The 21,181-nt window shown below is 46.5% G+C and carries 16 protein-coding genes; all 16 read left to right on the top strand.

The annotated features are described in order from the left end of the window. Nucleotides 1–125 precede the first annotated feature (125 nt). The 16 genes from bshC (at nucleotide 126) to ftsA (ending at nucleotide 21,126) form a co-directional block, all read left to right on the top strand. Nucleotides 126–1,757, top strand: coding sequence for a bacillithiol biosynthesis cysteine-adding enzyme BshC (bshC, locus tag MHI15_RS06765; protein ID WP_076179290.1), 1,632 nt, complete (start codon nucleotides 126–128; stop codon nucleotides 1,755–1,757). Between the two features lie 166 nt (nucleotides 1,758–1,923). Then, nucleotides 1,924–3,195, top strand: coding sequence for an adenosylhomocysteinase (locus MHI15_RS06760; RefSeq protein ID WP_179087396.1), 1,272 nt, complete (start codon nucleotides 1,924–1,926; stop codon nucleotides 3,193–3,195). Between the two features lie 262 nt (nucleotides 3,196–3,457). Continuing rightward, the gene (gene mraZ / locus MHI15_RS06755) at nucleotides 3,458–3,895 is read left to right on the top strand and encodes a division/cell wall cluster transcriptional repressor MraZ (RefSeq protein ID WP_036683674.1); all 438 of its coding nucleotides are present in this window, start codon (nucleotides 3,458–3,460) and stop codon (nucleotides 3,893–3,895) included. A 36-nt stretch (nucleotides 3,896–3,931) separates the two neighbouring features. Beyond that, nucleotides 3,932–4,885: a 16S rRNA (cytosine(1402)-N(4))-methyltransferase RsmH gene (rsmH, locus tag MHI15_RS06750; protein WP_036683671.1), complete on the top strand. Its 954-nt coding sequence runs from the start codon at nucleotides 3,932–3,934 to the stop codon at nucleotides 4,883–4,885. 23 nt (nucleotides 4,886–4,908) lie between these two features. Continuing rightward, nucleotides 4,909–5,301, top strand: a complete 393-nt coding sequence (locus MHI15_RS06745) for a septum formation initiator family protein (protein WP_036683668.1) — start codon at nucleotides 4,909–4,911, stop codon at nucleotides 5,299–5,301. Nucleotides 5,302–5,347: 46 nt separating this feature from the next. Further along, nucleotides 5,348–7,582 carry a penicillin-binding transpeptidase domain-containing protein gene (locus MHI15_RS06740; protein ID WP_076179292.1) on the top strand — a complete coding sequence of 745 codons (2,235 nt, stop codon included), beginning with the start codon at nucleotides 5,348–5,350 and terminating at the stop codon, nucleotides 7,580–7,582. A gap of 79 nt (nucleotides 7,583–7,661) precedes the next feature. Continuing rightward, complete coding sequence (locus tag MHI15_RS06735) at nucleotides 7,662–9,587, top strand: stage V sporulation protein D (RefSeq protein ID WP_076136530.1); 1,926 nt, start codon at nucleotides 7,662–7,664, stop codon at nucleotides 9,585–9,587. Between the two features lie 55 nt (nucleotides 9,588–9,642). Next, nucleotides 9,643–11,130 carry a UDP-N-acetylmuramoyl-L-alanyl-D-glutamate--2,6-diaminopimelate ligase gene (locus tag MHI15_RS06730; RefSeq protein ID WP_038572864.1) on the top strand — a complete coding sequence of 496 codons (1,488 nt, stop codon included), beginning with the start codon at nucleotides 9,643–9,645 and terminating at the stop codon, nucleotides 11,128–11,130. Then, complete coding sequence (locus MHI15_RS06725) at nucleotides 11,127–12,533, top strand: UDP-N-acetylmuramoyl-tripeptide--D-alanyl-D-alanine ligase (RefSeq protein WP_340011009.1); 1,407 nt, start codon at nucleotides 11,127–11,129, stop codon at nucleotides 12,531–12,533. The genes MHI15_RS06730 and MHI15_RS06725 overlap by 4 nt, the downstream gene beginning before the upstream one ends. Before the next feature lie 21 nt (nucleotides 12,534–12,554). After that, the gene (mraY, locus tag MHI15_RS06720) at nucleotides 12,555–13,520 is read left to right on the top strand and encodes a phospho-N-acetylmuramoyl-pentapeptide-transferase (protein WP_036683653.1); all 966 of its coding nucleotides are present in this window, start codon (nucleotides 12,555–12,557) and stop codon (nucleotides 13,518–13,520) included. A gap of 3 nt (nucleotides 13,521–13,523) precedes the next feature. After that, complete coding sequence (gene murD, locus MHI15_RS06715) at nucleotides 13,524–14,945, top strand: UDP-N-acetylmuramoyl-L-alanine--D-glutamate ligase (RefSeq protein ID WP_341164262.1); 1,422 nt, start codon at nucleotides 13,524–13,526, stop codon at nucleotides 14,943–14,945. 49 nt (nucleotides 14,946–14,994) lie between these two features. Next, entirely contained in the window at nucleotides 14,995–16,092 is a 1,098-nt protein-coding gene (spoVE, locus tag MHI15_RS06710) for a stage V sporulation protein E (protein WP_036683647.1), read from the top strand. Between the two features lie 5 nt (nucleotides 16,093–16,097). After that, nucleotides 16,098–17,210, top strand: coding sequence for an undecaprenyldiphospho-muramoylpentapeptide beta-N-acetylglucosaminyltransferase (gene murG / locus MHI15_RS06705; protein ID WP_341164261.1), 1,113 nt, complete (start codon nucleotides 16,098–16,100; stop codon nucleotides 17,208–17,210). 205 nt (nucleotides 17,211–17,415) lie between these two features. Then, nucleotides 17,416–18,699, top strand: coding sequence for a UDP-N-acetylglucosamine 1-carboxyvinyltransferase (gene murA / locus MHI15_RS06700; protein WP_036683642.1), 1,284 nt, complete (start codon nucleotides 17,416–17,418; stop codon nucleotides 18,697–18,699). 65 nt (nucleotides 18,700–18,764) lie between these two features. Then, nucleotides 18,765–19,520 carry a cell division protein FtsQ/DivIB gene (locus tag MHI15_RS06695; protein WP_339188128.1) on the top strand — a complete coding sequence of 252 codons (756 nt, stop codon included), beginning with the start codon at nucleotides 18,765–18,767 and terminating at the stop codon, nucleotides 19,518–19,520. Nucleotides 19,521–19,863: 343 nt separating this feature from the next. After that, on the top strand, nucleotides 19,864–21,126 hold the full coding sequence (ftsA, locus tag MHI15_RS06690) for a cell division protein FtsA (RefSeq protein ID WP_341164260.1): 1,263 nt from the start codon (nucleotides 19,864–19,866) through the stop codon (nucleotides 21,124–21,126). Nucleotides 21,127–21,181 lie beyond the last annotated feature (55 nt).

Below are 21,181 nucleotides of genomic sequence, written 5' to 3'. Positions count from 1 at the left end.
CTGTGTTGCTGATATCAAGACATGTTTTACTTTGACGCGGCTCCTGACTTTGGATACAATCATAGAGAGTTTTTACGAACTTGGATTTACATATAACTGCTTAGTAGAACTGGAGGCACTAGCAAATGAATATTGTAACGGAACCGCTCAAGGGTGGATCTGCACTCTCGCGCGACTATATAGATCATTTTGAAAAGGTTAGTCATTTGTACGGTGGGGATTTCCGCAATAAAGAAAGTAGAAGTAGAAGGGCAGAGTGGCTAGACGGCAGAGAAAGCCTTCGTGCCGACCGGACTCAGATTGCTGAGTGTCTGCGTCAATATAATGAAAAGCATAACTCGCATGATGCGGTGATGGCTTCGCTGGCGCTCTTAGAGCAGCCGGGGACATTAGTGGTGACAGGTGGGCAGCAAAGCGGACTATTTACTGGACCCCTGTTAGTGGTATATAAAGCTGCAACTACTATTATGGCGGCAAAAGAAGCAGCTGAACAACTCGGCCGACCTGTAGTTCCTTTATTCTGGATTGCAGGTGAAGATCATGACTGGGATGAAGTGAATCATACGTATGTACTGAATCGTACGCAGGAGATTACTAAGATTAAGATAGAAAAGTCAGAAGAGAAACGCTCCTCAGTAAGTGATATTCGTGTAGAAGAGGAAAGCTGGCAGCAGGTAGTAGAACAGTTAGACGGTCTGCTTCAGGAAAGCGACTTTAAGCCGCAGATTATGGAATTCATTCGCACTTCTTCTTTTAGAGCAGATAGTATGACGGATGCATTTGCCAAGCTGATGGGTTCATTATTTGGTAAATTTGGTCTAATTCTGCTTGATTCTGCTGATCCCAACTTACGTAAGTTAGAACAGCCATTTTTCACTTCGCTAATTATGCAGAATGATGCACTGGAAACAGCGTATATGAATTCTGCTTCTGATATTGTGGGCGCCGGATATGAGCTTCAGGCTGATGTTACAGCTGGCAATGCCAACCTCTTTTATATTCATGAAGGTACACGGCTTCTGCTTCACAAGAAGGACGGAATCTTTACGGATCGCAAGGGTCAGGTATCCTTTTCCCGTGATGAATTACTTGAGGAGGTGCAGGCACATCCGGAACGCTTTAGCAATAATGTGCTGACACGTCCACTTATGCAGGATTATGTGTTGCCTGTTCTGGCAACGGTGCTGGGTCAAGGTGAGATTGCTTACTGGGCCATTCCGCGTCGTGCGTTTGAGACCATTGGGGGAGAAATGCCGTTAATTATCCCTAGAATGTCTTTTACTGTCGTAGAAGGTACGCTGCACAAGCATATGGATAAATATCAACTTAGCTTTGAGGATGTAAGAAAAGGACTGGATCACAAAAGACATGAATGGCTGGCCGCACAGGATGAGCTGGGGATAGAACGTCGTTTTGAAGAAACCAAGACCTCATTCGCCGCTATGTACGAACCGCTTATTGAGCAGCTTGGAACGGTTCAGGCCGGTCTGCTTAAGCTGGGGAATAACAATAAAGAGAAGATTCTAGATCAAATTACTTTTTTACAGGCGAAAGCCCAAGATGCAATGGCAAAACAGAACGAAGCTGCAATCCGGCAATGGGAGCGAATCGAGCTGTCGTTAATGCCACTGGGTAAACTGCAGGAAAGAGTGTACAATATCATGTATTACTTGAACCGGTACGGACTTGCTTGGCTGGATGAGTTAATGACGGTTGAACCGGATTACAGTGGAACACATCGCATCATTTATATGTAATGGAAGTATCGCTTTCCACAAAACTAAGCTTTTGCTTACGAAGTGAGTTTTGTACGAAGCAGATCACTGGAGTAACGCTCACAAAACAAAGCGTATGCTTACGGAGCAAGTTTTATTGCGAAGTGGATCATAGAAGTATAGCTCCATAAAACTTTTAGGAGGTTTCATAATGAGTTCATCTAATCAAAATAGTATCGTGGCTGATATGTCACTCGCACCGGAAGGGCATTTGAAAATCGACTGGGTTCGCCAGCATATGCCGGTACTGAACCGTATTCGTGAGCAGTTTGAAGCAGAACAGCCATTTAAAGGTCTGAAAGTATCGATCACATTGCATTTGGAAGCTAAAACCGCTTATTTGGCGAAGGTTGTCAAAGCTGGTGGTGCAGATGTAACCATTACAGGTTCGAATCCACTTTCTACACAGGATGATGTTTGTGCAGCGCTTGTGGAGGATGGAATCACAGTATTTGCTAAATACAATCCGTCTCCTGAAGAATTTAAAGCCCTTAATATCAAAGCACTGGAGAGCAAACCGGACTTGATTATTGATGACGGTGGCGATTTTGCTACATTGCTGCATTCGGAGCGTCCTGATCTGATGGAGAATATTCGCGGGGGTGCTGAAGAAACAACTACCGGGATTATTCGTCTAAAAGCTCTGCAAAAGCAAGGCGTATTGAAGTTCCCAATGGTCGCGGTTAATGATGCCTACTGCAAATATTTGTTTGATAACCGTTATGGCACTGGCCAATCGGCATGGGATGGAATTATTCGCACAACCAACCTTATCGTAGCGGGCAAAACAGTAGTTGTTGTCGGTTACGGCTGGTGTGGTAAAGGTGTTGCCATGCGCGCCAAAGGACTTGGAGCAAAAGTGGTTGTCACAGAAGTTGATGCGATTAAAGCCGTTGAAGCACATATGGACGGTTTTGAAGTAATGCCAATGCTGGAAGCAGCTAAGGTTGGTGATTTCTTCGTTACAGTAACTGGTAACCGTTATGTAATTCGCGGTGAACATTATGATGTGATGAAGGATGGAGCAATCATGTGCAACGCGGGCCATTTCGACGTTGAAGTGAATAAGCCTGAGCTGTCGGAAAGATCCGTATCCCAACGTACCGTTCGCAAAAATATCGAAGAGTACCAGCTTCGTGACGGACGTAAATTATATCTGCTTGCTGAAGGCAGACTTGTAAATCTGGGTGCTGCTGATGGTCATCCTGCTGAAATTATGGATACAACCTTTGCACTCCAGGCACTGTCGCTGAAATATGTAAATGATAATTATAAGAGCATTGGCGTAAAAGTTGAAAATGTTCCTTATGAGCTGGATGAGCAAGTAGCACGTTATAAGTTGGAAAGTCTGGGCATTAACATCGATAGCCTCACTCCGGCACAAGTCGATTATTTGGACAGCTGGAATTTGAACGATTAATAACTGAACGCATAACAATAAAGTGTATTAACCAGTGTACCTTGAACTGAAGCAACTTTTTAACAAAGCCATGCAACGGACAAGATTCCGATTGTATGGCTTTTTTCTGTGGAGAAATGTTTTACGGGAAACGAGCTATCTGATTTAGGAAAAATTTCCTTGGCCAGAAAAAGGTTTTTGATTTTTAATGGCGAATCTATTATGCTTAAGTGGTGAAAAGTGGGGTAAAGTGGGGATTCGGGGATTAGGGGTGGGAAAAAGGATGTTCATGGGAGAGTATCAACACAGCATTGACGACAAAGGCCGAATCATTATTCCGGCTAAACTCCGTGAATTGCTCGGAACCTCCTTCGTGACGACCCGCGGCCTAGACTCCTGCCTGTTTGTTTATCCCATGGAAGAATGGGCAATCATGGAACAAAAGCTTAAAAGCCTTTCGCTGATGAAATCAGATGCCCGCGCATTTAGCCGCTTTTTTTTCTCAGGTGCAACTGAATGTGTTTGGGATAAGCAGGGAAGGGTAAATCTGCCGGCCAATTTACGGCAGTATGCCAAACTGGACAAAGACTGTGTCATTCTGGGCGTTTCGAACCGGGTGGAAATCTGGAACAAAGAGCTTTGGGAACAGTACTTCGAACAGTCAGAGGAATCGTTCAACGAAATCGCTGAGAAATTGGTGGATTTCAATTTTGATCTATAAAACACAATAACGAATACTGTCCTGGAGGGATGCAGCTTGTTTCACCACATCACGGTGCTTAAGGAAGAAGCGACAGAAGGGCTGCACATCAAAAAAGACGGAATCTATGTAGATTGCACTCTCGGTGGAGCGGGACACAGCTCACTTATCGCTTCCAAGCTTAGCGGCGAAGGCCGTTTAATCTGTTTGGATCAAGATGATTGGGCTTTGGAGAACGCCAAAGAAAGATTAGCGGAATACGGAGACAAGGTTGTGACTATTAAGACTAACTTCCGTGATCTGGAGAGTGTACTTAAGGATGTGCCCTTTGTGCCACAAACAGATGGTATTCCCCAAGTAGATGGAGTGCTCTTTGATCTTGGCGTATCCTCTCCTCAGTTTGACGAAGGGGAACGAGGCTTTAGTTACAATCATGATGCTCCGCTGGACATGCGCATGGATCAGTCAGCACTTTTGACGGCTGCTGAAATTGTGAATACATGGTCCGAGCAGGAGATTGCCCGTGTTCTTTTCCAATATGGAGAAGAGAAATTCTCGCGGAGAATCGCTAGAAAAATTGTAGACAGAAGAGAAGAAGCTCCTATTGAGACAACAGGAGAATTAGCAGAACTGATCAAGGAAGGTATCCCGGCAGCTGCTCGAAGAACAGGCGGGCATCCCGCTAAACGTAGCTTTCAAGGATTAAGGATTGCTGTGAATGACGAATTGGGTGCTTTTGAAGAAGGGCTACATAGTGCAGTACGTTGCCTTGCACCAGGAGGCAGAGTATCCGTCATCACCTTTCATTCGCTCGAAGACCGAATTTGCAAGCAAATTTTTAGCAGCTATTTAAGCAGATGTACATGCCCGCCTGACTTTCCGTTTTGCGTATGCGGCGCGAAAGGCACGCTTAAGTTAATCAATCGTAAACCGCTTGTGCCTTCTGAAGAAGAGCTTGAGCTTAATACCCGAGCCCGCTCAGCTAAGCTGCGCATTGCAGAAAAATTGTAATTGACGATAAAGGAGAGTCAGAGATGGCCTATACCCGCGGCAATTTAGCAGTTCAGCCCAAAAGAAAAGAAGAGGTAAACCCCCTTTACCGCGAGAAGACAAAAGTAGTTACCAGACGAAGAGTACTTCCGCTGCAAGAGAAACTTTTGTATATGCTGACGCTAGGAGTATGCGTTCTGGTGGCGATCACCCTGATTTCACGTTACGTCCAAATTTATGATTTGAACTTGCAGGCTCAGAAATTAGATCAGGATATTGCAACAGCCAAGAAGCAGATTTCTACGTATCAGATGGAAAAGCAGAATCTAGAGCAGAAAGTCGCCCAAAAAGCACGGGATCTTGGTTATGTGTCCCCGGATGAGAATGCAACAATCTATATTCCGGCAAGCTCAGCAACGACTCCAGGTGATAATTAGTGAGCGATTGGCAAGATCGCAATAAAAAAAGTTGTGAGGTTCGCTTATGCTGAAAAGAATAAAACTTCGCACGCTGTTTATAGGAGGGTGTATTACCCTCTTTTTTCTTGTTTTGATCGTTAGAGTATTCTGGATTCAAGTTATGCAAGGTGAGGAATGGCAGGAAAAGGCCGCCACACTTTGGGCGCATACCTCAACTATCAAAGCGGAGCGAGGTACGATTTCTGACCGTAACGGGAGTGTGCTTGCTAGCGATGTCCCTGCTTATACCGTGGTGGTGAATCCTGAAGTGATTCAACAACAAGGCATCGGGGAAGAGGTCATCACAGGATTACACGAATTGCTCGGCAAACCAGAGGATGAGCTGCGTAAGCTGGTTGAAGCCAAGGACGAAAAGACGGGTGCTTACCTCAAGAACCGTGAGATTCGTAATGAAGGCTGGAAGATTGATCAGGAGCTTGCCGATAAGGTGAAAGAATTTTATGTAGCCCTAGGTAAAGAACATAAAATTCAAGAGACCGGTATTGGGCTTGTTAGAGAGCAGAAACGATATTATCCAAAAGATGAATTAGCTGCACATATCTTAGGTTATACAGATAGGGACGGCAATGCTATCATGGGACTGGAAAAATACTTTGATACGGAGCTTAAGGGTGCCGATGGCAAGCTGCTTTATCAAAGTGACGGTCAAGGGGTAAAATTGCCGGATTCACAAGATACCTATAAGCCAGTAGTAAATGGAAGTAATTTTAAGCTTACAATCGATAGTACGATCCAGCATTATATAGAAGAGGCCATGCAAAAGGCGTATGCGCAATATAAGCCAAAAAGTATGAGTGTCATTGCTGCTGATCCGAACACGATGGAGATTTTGGGATTAGCCAACATGCCTACCTATAATCCAAATGAATTTTGGAAGACCGGGGCTGAAGGGGCAGGATTCTATAATCATGCTATTAAATCTACTTATGAGCCTGGTTCCACCTTCAAAATTGTAACGCTTGCCGCCGCAGTAGAAGAGAAGCTTTTTGATCCTGTTGCGACATTTTTGTCCGGGTCCATCCGGATAAAGGGATATAGTAAGGCACTGCATGATATTAATCATGCTGGATGGGGGCAAATCAGTTTTCTTGAAGGTGTGAAACGTTCTAGTAACGTTCTATTCGTTAAGCTATATGAAATGCTCGGACAGGACAAGCTATTACAGTATATCAATGATTTTGGCTTCAATGAGAAAACGGGAATCGATCTGCCAGGAGAAGCAAGCGGAGTCGTTAACCCTAATGTTGGACGTCCTATAGAAATTGCGACACTCGCATATGGACACGGAAAAGTGCTAGTAACCCCACTTCAGCAGCTCGTTGCCGTATCTGCTATCGCTAATGGGGGGAAGTTGATGACTCCGTATGTAGTTAAGGAGGTCACAAACCCTAACACTGGTGAGACAAAGGTTACTCAGCCTAGTGTAGTGCGTCAGGTGATTGATGAGGAAAGTGCCAAGAAAACGGGTGAATATTTGGAGCAGGTTGTTGCTGACCAAGTAAAAGGAACAGGCCGCAACGCTTATATTGACGGCTATCGTGTGGCAGGTAAGACAGGAACGGCTATCAAGGTTGAAGGAAAGGATTATGTGAAATCCAAAGTACTTGTCTCCTTTATTGGTTATGCTCCTGTTGATGATCCAAAGATCGCTGTTATTGTCATTATTGACGAACCGAACGTTGAGGTTGGCGGCGGTAAGGCAGCTGCTCCAGTATTTAAAGAGATTGTATCCCAGTCTCTGCAATACATGGGAGTACCTAAGCTGGCGTCTGAGGCTAGTGATAGCAGCAGCAAAAAGCCGGCTAAGACTGAAACAGTCGCACTTCGGACTACACCAGATCTAACAGACAAGACGATGAAGGAAGCAAGAGAAGCACTTTTGGATCAAGGCTTCGATTATGTAGTGGTCGGTGAAGGATCTACTGTAGAGAGTCAATATCCTGAGGCAGGTACTAAGCTTGCTACAGGGCAACGGATCTATTTATTAAGTCCGCAGGGGGCTCAGCCTACCATTCCAGATTTAAAAGGGGAATCCCTGCGTGATGCACTTGAAATTCTAACTCTACTAAAAGTAGAGATTGCGGTAGATGGTGAAGGTTACGTCTCAGAACAGATTGTAGGCACGCAAAATGGCAAGACCCTGGTCACTTTGAAAATGAAGCCATTAAATGATTATGGCGAAGATATTCCCGTGGCCCCGCCTGCTGATGAGGGGTCAGATTCCGAGAGCGGAACATAGCTTGTTCTAACCCCTGTTTGTCCCGAATAGTCATGAAGATAAGAGCTCATGTCTATTGTTGAAAGTGGGGGAGAACGGAATGAAGGTTTCCAAAGTCGTAACACGGCGGAGAATGCTGTGGACATTGCTGGGACTGGCAGTGTTATTCGGTTCGCTGGTCGTGCGTCTTGCGTATGTACAATTATCTCAAGGCGAGGAACTGACTGCGAAGGTAGAAGATTCCTTGCGCCGCAATATTCCTTTTACCGCTAAACGTGGTGAAATTATGGATCGTGAAGGTGTGCCGCTCGTTTCTAATATCACCACACCTACAGTGTATGCAGTACCGGTGCAGGTAAAAGAGAAGCAAAAGACAGCACAGCAATTAGCTCCACTGCTTGGGATGACTGAGGAGAAGCTGATGACATTGCTGTCCAAAAAAGAAATGTCGGTGAAACTTCAGCCCGGCGGCCGCAAAATTACGATGGATCTTGCCGCGAGCATCCGTGATTTGCAGCTGCCGGGCATCGTTGTCGCTGAGGATAGCAAAAGGTATTACCCTTACGGCGATTTAGCCGCGCATATTCTAGGCTTCACAGGTATAGATAACCAGGGTATTACAGGAGTAGAGAGTATATATGACAATCTGCTCAAAGGTATAGCCGGCAATATTTCTTATTTGTCTGATGCGGGCGGAAGACTTATGCCTGGCTCATCTGAGAAATATTCTGCCCCTCAAGACGGACTTAATCTGGAGCTGACGATTGATAAACAGATCCAGTCCATTATGGAACGTGAGCTTGATCAGGCTATGGTAAAATATCAGGCGCAGGGTGCTTGGGCTATAGCTATGAATCCGAAGAATGGTGAGATACTAGCCATGGCTAGCAGACCGGGGTATGAACCAGCATCATACAAGGAATATGATGCGCAGATTTACAACCGGAATCTGCCTATCTGGATGACCTATGAACCTGGTTCAACGTTCAAAATCATCACTCTGGCTGCTGCGCTGCAGGAAGGTAAAGTAGATCTTCAGAACGATCATTTCTATGATCCGGGGTTTATCGAGGTGGCGGGCGCAAAGCTGCGCTGCTGGAAAAAGGGCGGTCATGGTAGTCAAACCTTTCTACAGGTAGTTGAGAACTCCTGTAACCCTGGGTTTGTCGCCTTAGGGCAACGGCTGGGAAAAGAATCACTTTTCAAATATATTCGTGATTTTGGTTTTGGCAGCAAAACGGGAATTGATCTGAATGGGGAAGCTAATGGTATTCTGTTCAAGCTTAATCAAGTAGGTCCGGTAGAGCTTTCGACTACAGCCTTTGGTCAAGGGGTTTCGGTTACGCCTATTCAGCAGATTGCTGCGGTATCCGCGGCTATCAACGGCGGTAATCTCTATAAACCTCATGTAACAAAAGCATGGGTTAACCCGGTTACTGGAGAGACTGTATCAGAGGTGAAGCCAGAGCTTGTGCGGCAGGTCATTTCGGAGGAAACATCCAAGAAGGTGCGGGCAGCACTTGAGAGCGTGGTTGCCAAAGGCACAGGACGGCCGGCTTTTATTGACGGCTATCGTGTAGGTGGCAAGACGGGTACTGCACAGAAGGTTGTAAATGGACGTTATTCTCCAACAGAGCACATTGTTTCTTTTATTGGCTTTGCGCCAGCGGATGATCCTCAGATCGTTGTGTACACTGCCGTGGATAATCCGAAAGGGATTCAATTTGGGGGTGTGGTTGCAGCTCCAATCGTGCAAAATATTTTGGAAGACTCGCTGCACTATATGAAGATTCCGGAGCGCAGTGATCAGCTTCCCAAAACTTATAAGTATGGCGAAACTCCGATAGTGACCGTACCTGATCTTACCGGAGCAACGGTGCAGGATATCTATGAGGATTTAAATATGAATTTTAATCTTGCACGTTCAGGCACAGGAAATACGGTCATCAATCAAGCTCCTAAGGCTGGGGCCAGAGTAGAACAGGGCTCAACCATCAGGATTTATATGGGAGCATCTAGTGAATAATGATTAAGGTATAAGGTTTCAGCTCGTATCCGAAAATGTAGAGTGAGGGATTACTATGAAAGTTAACGAATTATCTGCTTGTCTTGCTACTTCGCAACTATACGGGGATGGAGATGTGGAGATTACTGATCTTCAGACGGATTCCCGCCGTGTAGGCCCGGGAGATCTATTCATTTGTTTGCCTGGCCACACCGTGGACGGGCACAAATATGCGCCGCAAGCAGTAGCCTCCGGAGCGGCGGCTATTGTATGTGAGCACAAGCTGGAGCTTGATATCCCGCAGATTGTTGTAGATGACTGCCGGTTTGCGATGTCTGTCATGTCGAATGCATTCTTTGGCTCACCTAGCAGCCGGATGAGAATGATCGGGGTGACGGGCACAAACGGCAAAACAACAACGACTTATCTCATTGAGCGGATTATGCAGGATCAGAATATGAAGACAGGTCTGATTGGAACAATTCAAATGCGCTATGACGGCAAAAGCTACCCTATGTCAGGCACAACTCCAGAATCGCTAGATCTGCAGCGTTCCCTTCATGATATGGCTTCCAAAGGTGTGGAATGTTGTGTAATGGAAGTATCCTCTCACGCACTTCAGCAAGGACGTGTGAAGGGTGCGGACTTCCGTACGGCAATTTTTACGAACTTAACCCAAGATCATCTGGATTATCATCATACAATGGAGGAGTATCGGGCGGTTAAAGGGCTCTTTTTCTCCAGATTGGGAAATGTGATCTCTCCGTGGAAGGAAGAACGCAAATATGCGGTGTTGAACGCGGATGATGAAGCCAGTCAATATTTTGCAGCCCAAACTGCGGCGGAAGTGATTACATATGGCATTGATAACAACGCTAATGTCCGAGCTTCGCAAATATCGATCACCGCAAAAGGAACTTTTTTCCATGTAGATACGTTTAAGGGGAAGACGGACATTTCGCTCCGTATGGTTGGTAAGTTCAATGTCTACAATGCACTCGCGGCGATTACAGCTGCTTTATTGGAAGATGTCTCTCTGGCTGATATCAAGACTAGTCTTGAGGCAATCGATGGTGTAGCTGGACGGGTGGAGTCAGTGGATGAAGGTCAGGAATTTGCTGTTATCGTTGACTACGCACATACACCAGACGGGCTAGAGAATGTATTAAAAACGGTCTGCGAATTTGCTACCGGCAAAGTGCTTACAGTGTTTGGCTGTGGCGGTGACAGAGACCGGACGAAACGTCCATTAATGGGGAAGATCGCTGCACGATATAGCGACATGGTATTCGTAACTTCTGACAACCCTCGGACGGAGGACCCTCAACTAATCTTGAAGGATATAGAAGCAGGACTAGTAGAGGATGGAGTCACCTCTGACCGGTATCATATGATTGTTGATCGCCGAGAAGCTATCGGGAAGGCTATTGAAATGGCAAGCCCTGGCGATGTAGTATTGATTGCGGGGAAAGGTCATGAGACCTATCAACTGATTGGCGGAGTGGTTCATGATTTCGATGACCGCATCGTCGCTAAAGAAGTTATAAGGGGCCGAAACTATTGATTACAAGAACGCTTGAAAATATTGCTGCCATGTGCGCAGGGGAACCTGCTGCTGTCGAAGCTATGAATACAACCCTTACGGGAGTCGTTACCGACTCCCGTAAGATCACACCCGGTTGCCTGTTTGTGCCTCTATCTGGAGACAAATTCGATGGTCACCACTATGCTGCCGCAGCACTGGCTGCTGGTGCGGGTGCAACCTTGTGGCAACGCGATAAAGGACCGGTACCTGAAGGTGGCGGAGTTATTATTGTTGAAGATACACTAGAGGCTCTTCAGAAGTTGTCCGCTGCTTATCTGAAGGAAGTGGCTCCGCAGGTTGTCGCTGTTACGGGCAGCAACGGAAAAACAACAACAAAAGATATCATTATGTCTCTGCTTGAAGTGCAGTTCAAAGTGCATAAGACAGCAGGGAATTTCAATAATCATATCGGTCTTCCGCTTACTATTTTATCCATGGCTGAGGATACAGAGATCGCTGTACTTGAAATGGGGATGAGCTCGCGGGGAGAAATTGCTCTGCTGGCTTCTTTGGCTGAACCAGACGTAGCGGTAATTACTAATGTAGGCGAGTCGCATTTACTGCAGCTGGGGTCACGTAAAGAAATAGCCCGCGCCAAGCTGGAGATTGCTGAAGGGCTGAAGCCGGGGGGATTACTGATTTATAATGGTGACGAACCGCTGCTGACTGAGGTAATGCAAGAGTCCACTTTTAAGGCTCCAGAAGGGATGAGAACCTTCCGATTTGGTCTAAATGAGGATAATGATGATTATCCAACAGGGATGATGTCCCATACTGGTGGCATGACGTTCACGTCAAGCCGTCATAAGGAACATGCTTTTACATTACCGCTGCCAGGTCAGCATAACGTTGTTAACGCTCTGGCTGCACTAGCGGTTGCTCGTCATTTTGGGGTTACGGAGCAGAATATGAAGGAGGGTCTCAGCAGGCTCAAGTTGACGGGCATGCGGATTGAAGTGATTCGGACTTCCTCCGGACTTACGCTTTTAAACGATGCTTATAATGCCAGCCCTACTTCTATGAAGGCGGCTATAGATGTCCTGCAATCTATGAAATGCAGTGGCAATAAAATCGCTGTGCTCGGGGACATGCTGGAACTTGGGCCGGAGGAAGTAGAATTTCATCAAGAAATAGGCTACTACCTTGACCCTTCATTAACTGATTTTGTATGTACTTACGGACCATTATCCGTTCATATTGCCAAAGCAGCAGAAGAGAAATTCGGCAAAGAGCGCGTAAAAGCTTTTACAGATAAAGCGGAACTAGCCGCTGTCCTTCTAGAGAAATGCAGTGCTAAGGATATTGTTCTATTTAAAGGATCAAGAGGGATGAAGCTCGAGGAAGTGCTTCAGAGCCTAAATAAAGATATTCAACAGACCTAAATCATTGGAGGGGGTGTACCCATGGATTATCAACTATTGTTATTGACTATTGCTGTTTCCTTTATCCTTGCGGTCATTGCCGCTCCGCTCTTCATTCCGCTTCTGCGCAGGATGAAATTCGGACAGCAGGTGCGAGATGACGGACCGCAAACCCATTTGAAGAAAGCGGGAACGCCGACTATGGGCGGTATCGTGATTATCGTAGCTTTTACCTTGTCTTATCTGAAATTTTCTGTGGTGAATACAGATTTTTACGTACTGCTCGTAGCTACGCTTGGTTTTGGATTGATCGGGTTTTTGGATGACTATATCAAAATTGTATTTAAGCGTTCCTTAGGGCTCACAGCACGTCAAAAGTTATTTGGACAGCTGCTGGTTGGTGCTCTGATGTGCGGTCTTCTGATTTATGCCGGACACAGTACAAGTATCAGCGTACCAGGTACTGATTTCAGCTTTGATTGGGGTGGCTGGTTCTATTATCCATTCATCATTATTATGATGATGGCAGTGACGAATGCCGTTAACTTTACAGATGGAGTCGATGGACTGTTGTCTGGGGTTAGTGCCATTGCTTTGGCCGCATACGCGGTGGTGGCAATGCAGGCTACGTCTATTGCGGCAGGTGTATGTGCTGCGGCCATGATTGGTGCTGTACTTGGCTTTCTTGTGTTTAATGCCCACCCTGCTAAAGTATTTATGGGGGATACGGGTTCGTTTGGTATTGGTGGCGCGATAGGTGCTATTGCTATTGTCACGAAGAGTGAGCTGCTGTTTCTCATCATTGGCGGTGTTTTTGTAATTGAAATGTTGTCCGTTGTGATTCAAGTCGTTTCATTTAAAACCCGTGGCAAACGTGTATTCAGAATGAGCCCGATTCACCATCATTTTGAGCTTGGTGGCTGGTCGGAGTGGCGTGTGGTAATTTCGTTCTGGGCGGTTAGCTTGGTGTTGGCTGCTGTGGGACTATTTATTAGCAAGGGGTTGTAGAGAATGAAACATCCAGATAAGTATCGTGGTGAAGAAGTTGTGGTTCTTGGGCTTGCTAAAAGCGGTGTCCAGGTGGCTAAAGTGCTGCATGAACGCGGCGCTGTAGTTACGGTGAATGATAAAAAGGAAAGAGATCAAAGTCCCGAAGCTTCCGAATTGGAATCTTTGGGAATTTGTGTTATATGCGGTGGGCATCCGGAAGGTCTTATTCATGAAGGTGTAAGTCTGGTAATCAAGAATCCAGGCATTCCTTATTCTGCGTCCCCTGTACAAAAGGCAATTGAGCTTGGAATTGAAGTGGTCACAGAGGTAGAGGTGGCATATCGACTTTGTGCAGCGCCGATGATCGGGATCACGGGTTCCAATGGTAAGACGACGACGACGACCTGGGTAGGCCATATGCTGGAAGCTGCGGGAATGAACCCTATAATTGCGGGCAATATTGGTACGCCTCTCTGTCAGGCTGCACAAGAGGCTACCGAGGATAACTGGATGGTAGTTGAGCTTAGCAGCTTTCAACTTAAAGGTACGGAGACCTTCCAGCCTAAGATAGGCTGTCTGCTGAATATTGCAGAGACCCATCTGGATTATCATGGAAGCATGAAAGATTATGTGGATTCCAAAACCAAGCTGTTCGCTAATCAATTAGCTACGGATACAGCAGTGCTGAACTGGGATGATCCTGTCTGCCGGGAACTTGTACCCTATATAAAGGCTTCGATTCTTCCATTTTCCTTGTTTGAGGAGCTGCCTCATGGAGTATTTGTTAGCCCGTCCTACATTACGGGGCAAGATGATGAGCTGAAGCGCCACATTATCTATCGCGAATCTGCGGACAAGGAAACGATAATCGCGGATGTGGATTCCATCGCCCTACCGGGTCGCTTTAATGTGGGGAATGCGCTGGCTGCCTGTGGTATTGCTATTGCCGCTGGAGCTGCCCCCTCTCTATTAAGCGAAGTGCTTTCTTCTTTTCGCGGTGTGGAGCACCGCCTGGAGTATGTAGCTGATAAGGCTGGAGCCGCTTATTATAACAATTCCAAAGCAACGAACTCCAAAGCGACAATTACGGCTTTGACATCGTTTCAGCGGCCGGTGGTATTGATCGCTGGCGGATTAGACCGTGGCTCCGATTATATGGAGCTGCTGCCTGTCCTGAGCGGACGCGTCAAAGCTTTGGTGGCGTTAGGACAAACCAAGGACAAGCTAATAAATGTAGCACAGCTTGCAGGATTAAAGCAGATTATCTCCGTCGATAATGGGGAGAGCGCCGCCGCCGTGCTGCAAGCAGCTGTGCGGGAAGCTTCCGCTCTGGCGGAAGAAGGAGATATCGTTCTCCTGTCTCCTGCATGTGCTAGTTGGGATATGTTTACATCCTATGAAGAGCGCGGGTGTATTTTTAAAGAGGCGGTGCATAACCTTTAAGTAGGGGGGTGGATAAGCCCCTACTACGGATGCAAGAGGTGTGCTCCTGATGAACAAAACTCGTCATGCTCCCGATATTTGGTTGCTGATTCCCATTCTTTCTTTGCTGGTGATCGGCATGGTGATGGTATACAGCGCCGGATCTGTTTTAGGCTTCCGCAATTATGGAGATTCGTTTTACTTTGTAAAGAGGCAGCTTTTGTTTGCAGGACTGGGACTTGTTGCAATGTTTGTTACAGCGAATACAGACTACAAAGTGTTAAAAAAGCTGGCTAAGCCGGCACTGATTGTCTGCTTTATCCTGCTCGTTATGGTGCTTATTCCCGGCATTGGTGTAGTTCGCGGGGGAGCGCGCAGCTGGCTCGGAATCAGCTCCTTCGGGATTCAGCCCTCCGAGTTCATGAAGATGGGGATGATTCTATTTCTGGCGAATTGGCTGGGAAAAGAAGAGTATGATATCACCTCCTTCACTCGTGGCTTACTTCCCCCGTTAGCGCTTATCGGATCAGCTTTTGCACTGATTATGCTCCAGCCGGATCTGGGTACAGGTACCGTTATGTTTGGCGCAGCCTTGATGATGGTCTTTACAGCTGGGGCAAGAATGAAACATCTACTCTCACTAGGAGTAGCTGGGGTGGCTGGTTTTGTTGCTTTGGTTGCCGCAGCACCTTACCGGTTGCAGCGGATCACCGCTTTTCTTGATCCTTGGTCCGATCCCCTCGGTGCAGGCTACCAGATTATTCAGTCGCTATACGCGATTGGGCCTGGAGGGCTCGGGGGTCTCGGACTTGGAATGAGCCGGCAGAAGTACAGTTATGTACCTGAGCCGCAGACCGATTTTATTTTTTCTATATTGGCCGAGGAACTGGGGTTTATCGGTGGTTTGGCAGTGTTGATCCTGTTTCTTATTCTAATCTGGCGCGGAATGAAGGTGGCGATGAGTCTGCCTGACCGTTTTGGAAGCTATTTGGCCGTTGGCATCGTCTGTATGGTGGCTGTGCAAGTCATTATTAATATTGGTGTGGTCATTGGTCTGATGCCTGTAACAGGCATTACGCTTCCTCTGATTAGCTATGGAGGTTCTTCGCTTACACTGATGTTAACCTCCCTGGGCATTCTATTGAACTTATCCCGTTATGCGAGGTGAAAGACATGCGTATCGTATTAAGCGGCGGAGGCACGGGTGGTCATATCTATCCCGCAGTCGCTGTTGCTAGACAACTGGAATCAGAAGATAGTGAATCTACCTTCCTGTATATTGGTGGAACGCGTGGCTTAGAGAGCAAGCTTGTTCCCCAAGAGAATATCCCTTTCAAATCTATCGACATCACTGGCTTTCGGCGCAAGCTGTCCATGGACAACGTCAAGACGGTGATGCGTTTTTTAAAGGGCGTTAAGGCTTCCAAAGAAATGTTAAGAGAGTTTAAGCCTGATGTTGTAATTGGTACAGGCGGTTATGTATGTGGTCCAGTCGTTTACGCTGCATCCCGGCTGGGCATCCCAACCTTGATCCATGAGCAAAATGCTATCCCTGGTTTAACAAATCGTTTTCTAAGTCGTTACGCGAGTACAGTGGCCGTAAGCTTTGAAGGGACAGAATCTGCTTTTCCGGGGAGCAAGCACGTAATCTACACAGGTAATCCTCGGGCAACGACCGTTACTACGGCTAGTCCACAACGGGGGTTTGCCTCGCTGGGCATTCCGGATAACAGCACGGTTGTTTTGGTTGTTGGCGGCAGTCAAGGGGCTAAGGCAATTAATAAAGCCATGATTGAAATGGCCCCATTTGTGGGTAAGGGTAATGGTGTTCATTATGTTTACGTTACAGGTGAGCCTTATTTTGAGGATACCCGTGCTGAATTGCGTCAGAAGCTGGGTAGCACACCGAACTGGCTGCATGTCCTGCCTTATGTTCACAATATGCCGGAGGTCTTGGCTTGTACCTCCTTAATCGTAAATCGGGCGGGGGCATCCTTTCTCGCTGAGATTACAGCGCTGGGCATTCCTTCTGTACTTATCCCTTCTCCTAATGTGACGAATAATCACCAAGAGGCGAATGCAAGACAGCTGGAACGCGAAGGAGCCGCTGTGGTGCTGCTTGAGAAGGATTTGAATGGTAAGGCGCTTTATGAAGCTGTGCAAGCAATCATTGGAACTGAAGCTGTATGCCAAAAAATGTCCGAGGCTTCCAAACGACTGGGCAAAAGGGATTCTGCTGCCATTGTCACTAACGAACTCCGAAGACTAGCCGGTAAACAGTCTTAAGCCATTAACCTTTGAGAGGTTTTTCCTTATTGGCAGCTCTCTGTCACACACTTGGAGGAACGAACATAGGATAATCCTATAATCGTGACAATCACCCAGGACACTTCCTAACCTGAAAGGTAGTGCAGGATAATCTTGTACATTTCATATGACCTTGTATCGGAAGTGTTTGTGGTGGGTGAGCGGTAATCTCGGAGGTGATACATTGGACAAATTGGTGATTGAGGGTGGAAGTCCCCTGTCAGGCACCATTCGTATCCATGGAGCAAAAAATGCGGCGCTGCCGATTCTAGCGGCAAGCCTGCTGGCCGAAGGAGTTCACTCACTGCATAATGTGCCGAAGCTGCTGGACATCGAGACTATGCTAGACATCTTGGATCGGCTGGGCTGCAGGTGCGTGCATCAAGAGGATACGGTGACGATAGATACGTCAGCCGTGGGGACATCTCATGTACCTGAGGATTTGATGCGGCAGATGAGATCTTCCATTTTTTTAATGGGACCGCTGTTATCCAGATTTGGTGAGGTAACGATCTATCAGCCTGGTGGCTGTGCGATCGGGGAGCGTAAAATCGATCTTCATTTGCAGGGTCTTAAAGCACTGGGGGCGGAGATCGAGGAAAGCAACGGACGAATATCCTGTCGGGGCTCAAAGCTTGTAGGGAGTGATATTCATCTCGACTATCCAAGTGTTGGAGCCACGGAGAATATTATGATGGCTGCCGCCAAGGCAGAGGGGACAACGACGATATCGGGAGCAGCAAGAGAGCCGGAAATACAGGATCTACAGCAATTTTTGAATAGTATGGGTGCTCAGATTATCGGTGCAGGCACGGATACCATTACGATCCAGGGTGTCAAAAACTTATATCCCTGTACGTACGAGGTAATCCCAGACCGGATAGTGGCTGGAACTGTAATGATTGCTGCGGCAGCTACACGTGGGAATGTGACCTTGACACATACGAACGCCGGGCATCTGACTTCGCTTATTCATGTGCTTAAGCGGGCTGGTGTTCAAATCACAGTATGCAATGATATAATTAATGTCAGCTGCATGGGGCGTCCGCGTGCGGTTGAGAGAATTGTAACCTCTCCTTATCCTTCTTTCCCGACGGATCTGCAATCTCAGGTCATGGTGCTGCTGTCGCTCGCCGATGGTTTTAGTGTGATCAAGGAGACGGTGTTTGAGGGACGGTTCAAACATGTGGAAGAAATGGCCCGGATGGGTGCTGACATTTCTATCGATTTGAATCGTGCGTTTATTCGCGGCGTTCAGAGATTGTATGGTGCTACTGTGGAAGCTACTGATTTGCGGGCGGGTGCAGCTCTGGTCATTGCCGGGCTTGCTGCACAAGGGACTACGGTCGTTGAGCAAGCGCATCACATTGACCGTGGTTATGATGGAATAGAGAAGCTGTTTCAGAAGCTTGGCGCGCGTATAAGCCGTAAGGTGCCTGTAACGGATCCACTTGATTTGGCCAATTAAAGCTCCCTGTCTCCTTCCAGATCTCCCAGAGAAGGAGACAGGGCCTTATTACGGAGAATATGAGAATGACTACAACCCGATTACCTCTTCTTAAAGAGGACAAGCCTAAGAAAAAAATGAGCCGTAAGATTACGGCGATCCTGCTGCTGCTGTTCACTGCGCTTCTTGCTGTGATTTTTTTTAGATCGTCTATTAGCCATATTACAGTGATAGATTTTCAAGGTAGTAAGTATTCTACTAGTGAAGAGCTACTCTCACAAAGTGGAATTAAAATAGGTGGGCAATTCTTTGCTGTATCAACGAAAGATGTGGAAGAATCTCTGCTGAAGCTTAAGACGATTAAAGACGTCAGCGTGCAGAAGGATTTCCCCGGGGTGATCACAGTGAAGATTGAGGAGTTTTCAGCGGTAGCCTATGAACTGGAACAGGGAGGCCTCTTGAAGGCAATTCTGTCCAGTGGAGCTGCAGTCCCTGTTAATGAGACAGGAATTGCCGTTGAGAAACCCATATTAACGAACTGGGACCCGGAAGATCCGAATAAGGCTAAGCTATGTCAAGCATTAGCAAGCATTCCTAATGAATTGACAAGTGATATCTCTGAGATTGTTCCCTCGCCGACCTTGTCTTTTCCAGACCGGATCAAGCTCTATACTAGATCCCGTTTTGAGGTGATTACAGCCATCTCATTGCTAAAGAGCAAGGTGTCCTATTTGAATCAGATTATAGAGACTGAACAGCCTGGACTGATTAAAATGCTAGAAGCCGATTCATATGTTCCCTTTCAGGTTGTAAGCGATGAAGAAGATGTTGCGCAAGAGTAGTGTGGAGGTAAATAGTCCCTACTAATAGAGTTAAAAAAATGCTACAATCGGAGTTACGGGCAAGAAGCTATATCCCTCTTTTTTCTTCGATTTTTTTGAGATATAGTACTATATTTGGTTGAAATGACCAATTAGGCCGATATTTCTTGTGATAATTGCTATTTTTACAATAACATATGAGTAACTATTCACATTTGGGGATGTTGGAATATTATTCCGTTCAAAAAATTTGTAGAAAAAAGAGGGAAAGGATTAGGTATGTTGAATATGTACAGAGAAGTTTCCCGGGACCGGGATAAGGTAATGCAATTAATTATGATTATAACAGGAGGTGCCATAGGACTTGAGCAACAATGACATCATTGTTAGTTTGGACATCGGTACATCCAAAGTTCGGGCAATAATTGGGGAAGTTACCAATGGAACCTTTAATATTATTGGCGTTGGATCTGCCGATTCGGAAGGAATACGTAAAGGCGCGATTGTAGATATCGACCAAACTGTGCAATCGATCAAAAGTGCTATAGATCATGCAGAGCAGATGGTGGGTATTCAAATATCAGAGGTTTATGTAGGCATTTCCGGTAATCATATTGGCCTGCAATCCAGCCACGGCGTTGTGGCCGTTCAGAATGAGGATCGTGAAATCGGCGATGATGATATCGATCGCGTAATTAAAGCTGCGGAAGTCATTGCTATGCCTCCGGAGCGTGAAGTGATTGATGTTGTTCCCAAACAATTTATCGTCGATGGTCTTGAAGGAATTCAAGACCCGCGCGGAATGATTGGTGTTCGTCTGGAAGTTGAGGCAACAATCATTACGGGTGCTAAGACGCCAATACATAATCTACTACGCTGTGTTGAGAAATCAGGGCTGAAGGTAAAGGATCTTGTGCTGATGTCTCTTGGAGCTGGTGGATTGGCGCTGTCCAAGGACGAGAAATCGATGGGATCTGTTCTGGTTGATATCGGTGCGGGCTCAACAACAATAGCCATATACGAAGAGGGTTCTCTTAGTGCAACCTCCACGATTCCGATCGGAGGAGAATTCGTAACCAATGATATTGCCTACGGACTTCGGACACTTACTGATCAAGCGGAGAAGGTAAAACTTAAATATGGTTGTGCTTGGATTGACGATGCAGCCTCAGACGTTGTCTTCAAGGTATTGCGCATTGGCAGTAACGTGGAGAAGGAATTTAACCAAGAGGATCTGGCGGCCATTATCGAGCCAAGGGTGCAAGAAATATTCCACCTGATTCGTCAAGAAGTTAAACGGCTTGGTTACAGTGAACTGCCTGGAGGTTATATACTAACAGGTGGGACTGTCTCGATGCCGGGTGTATTGAAGGCTGCTCAGACTGAGCTGGCTGCATCTGTACGCATCGCCGTGCCGGATTATATCGGTGTACGGGACCCTGGGTTTACCGGCGGTGTCGGTATTCTGCATAATGTTGTCCGTAGTTTCCGTGGAAGAAACAGTGGTGGAAGCAGCAACAAAAAGACGGTCAACCGGAGCAAGCAGAACGCCAATCCGAGTCAGGAAACTGTTCAGAAGCCCGGATTTGTGGAGCGTCTAAAAAATATGTTTAGCGAGTTTATATAAGTGTAAGTCCAGATATACTTGGACCGGCCATCCAAGCACATTGAGGGGGAGATGG

Origin of the sequence: Paenibacillus sp. FSL H7-0918 (assembly GCF_038007025.1) — a bacterium.
Taxonomy (GTDB): domain Bacteria; phylum Bacillota; class Bacilli; order Paenibacillales; family Paenibacillaceae; genus Paenibacillus_AQ; species Paenibacillus_AQ odorifer.
This window is presented reverse-complemented; position numbering and strand designations above follow the sequence as displayed.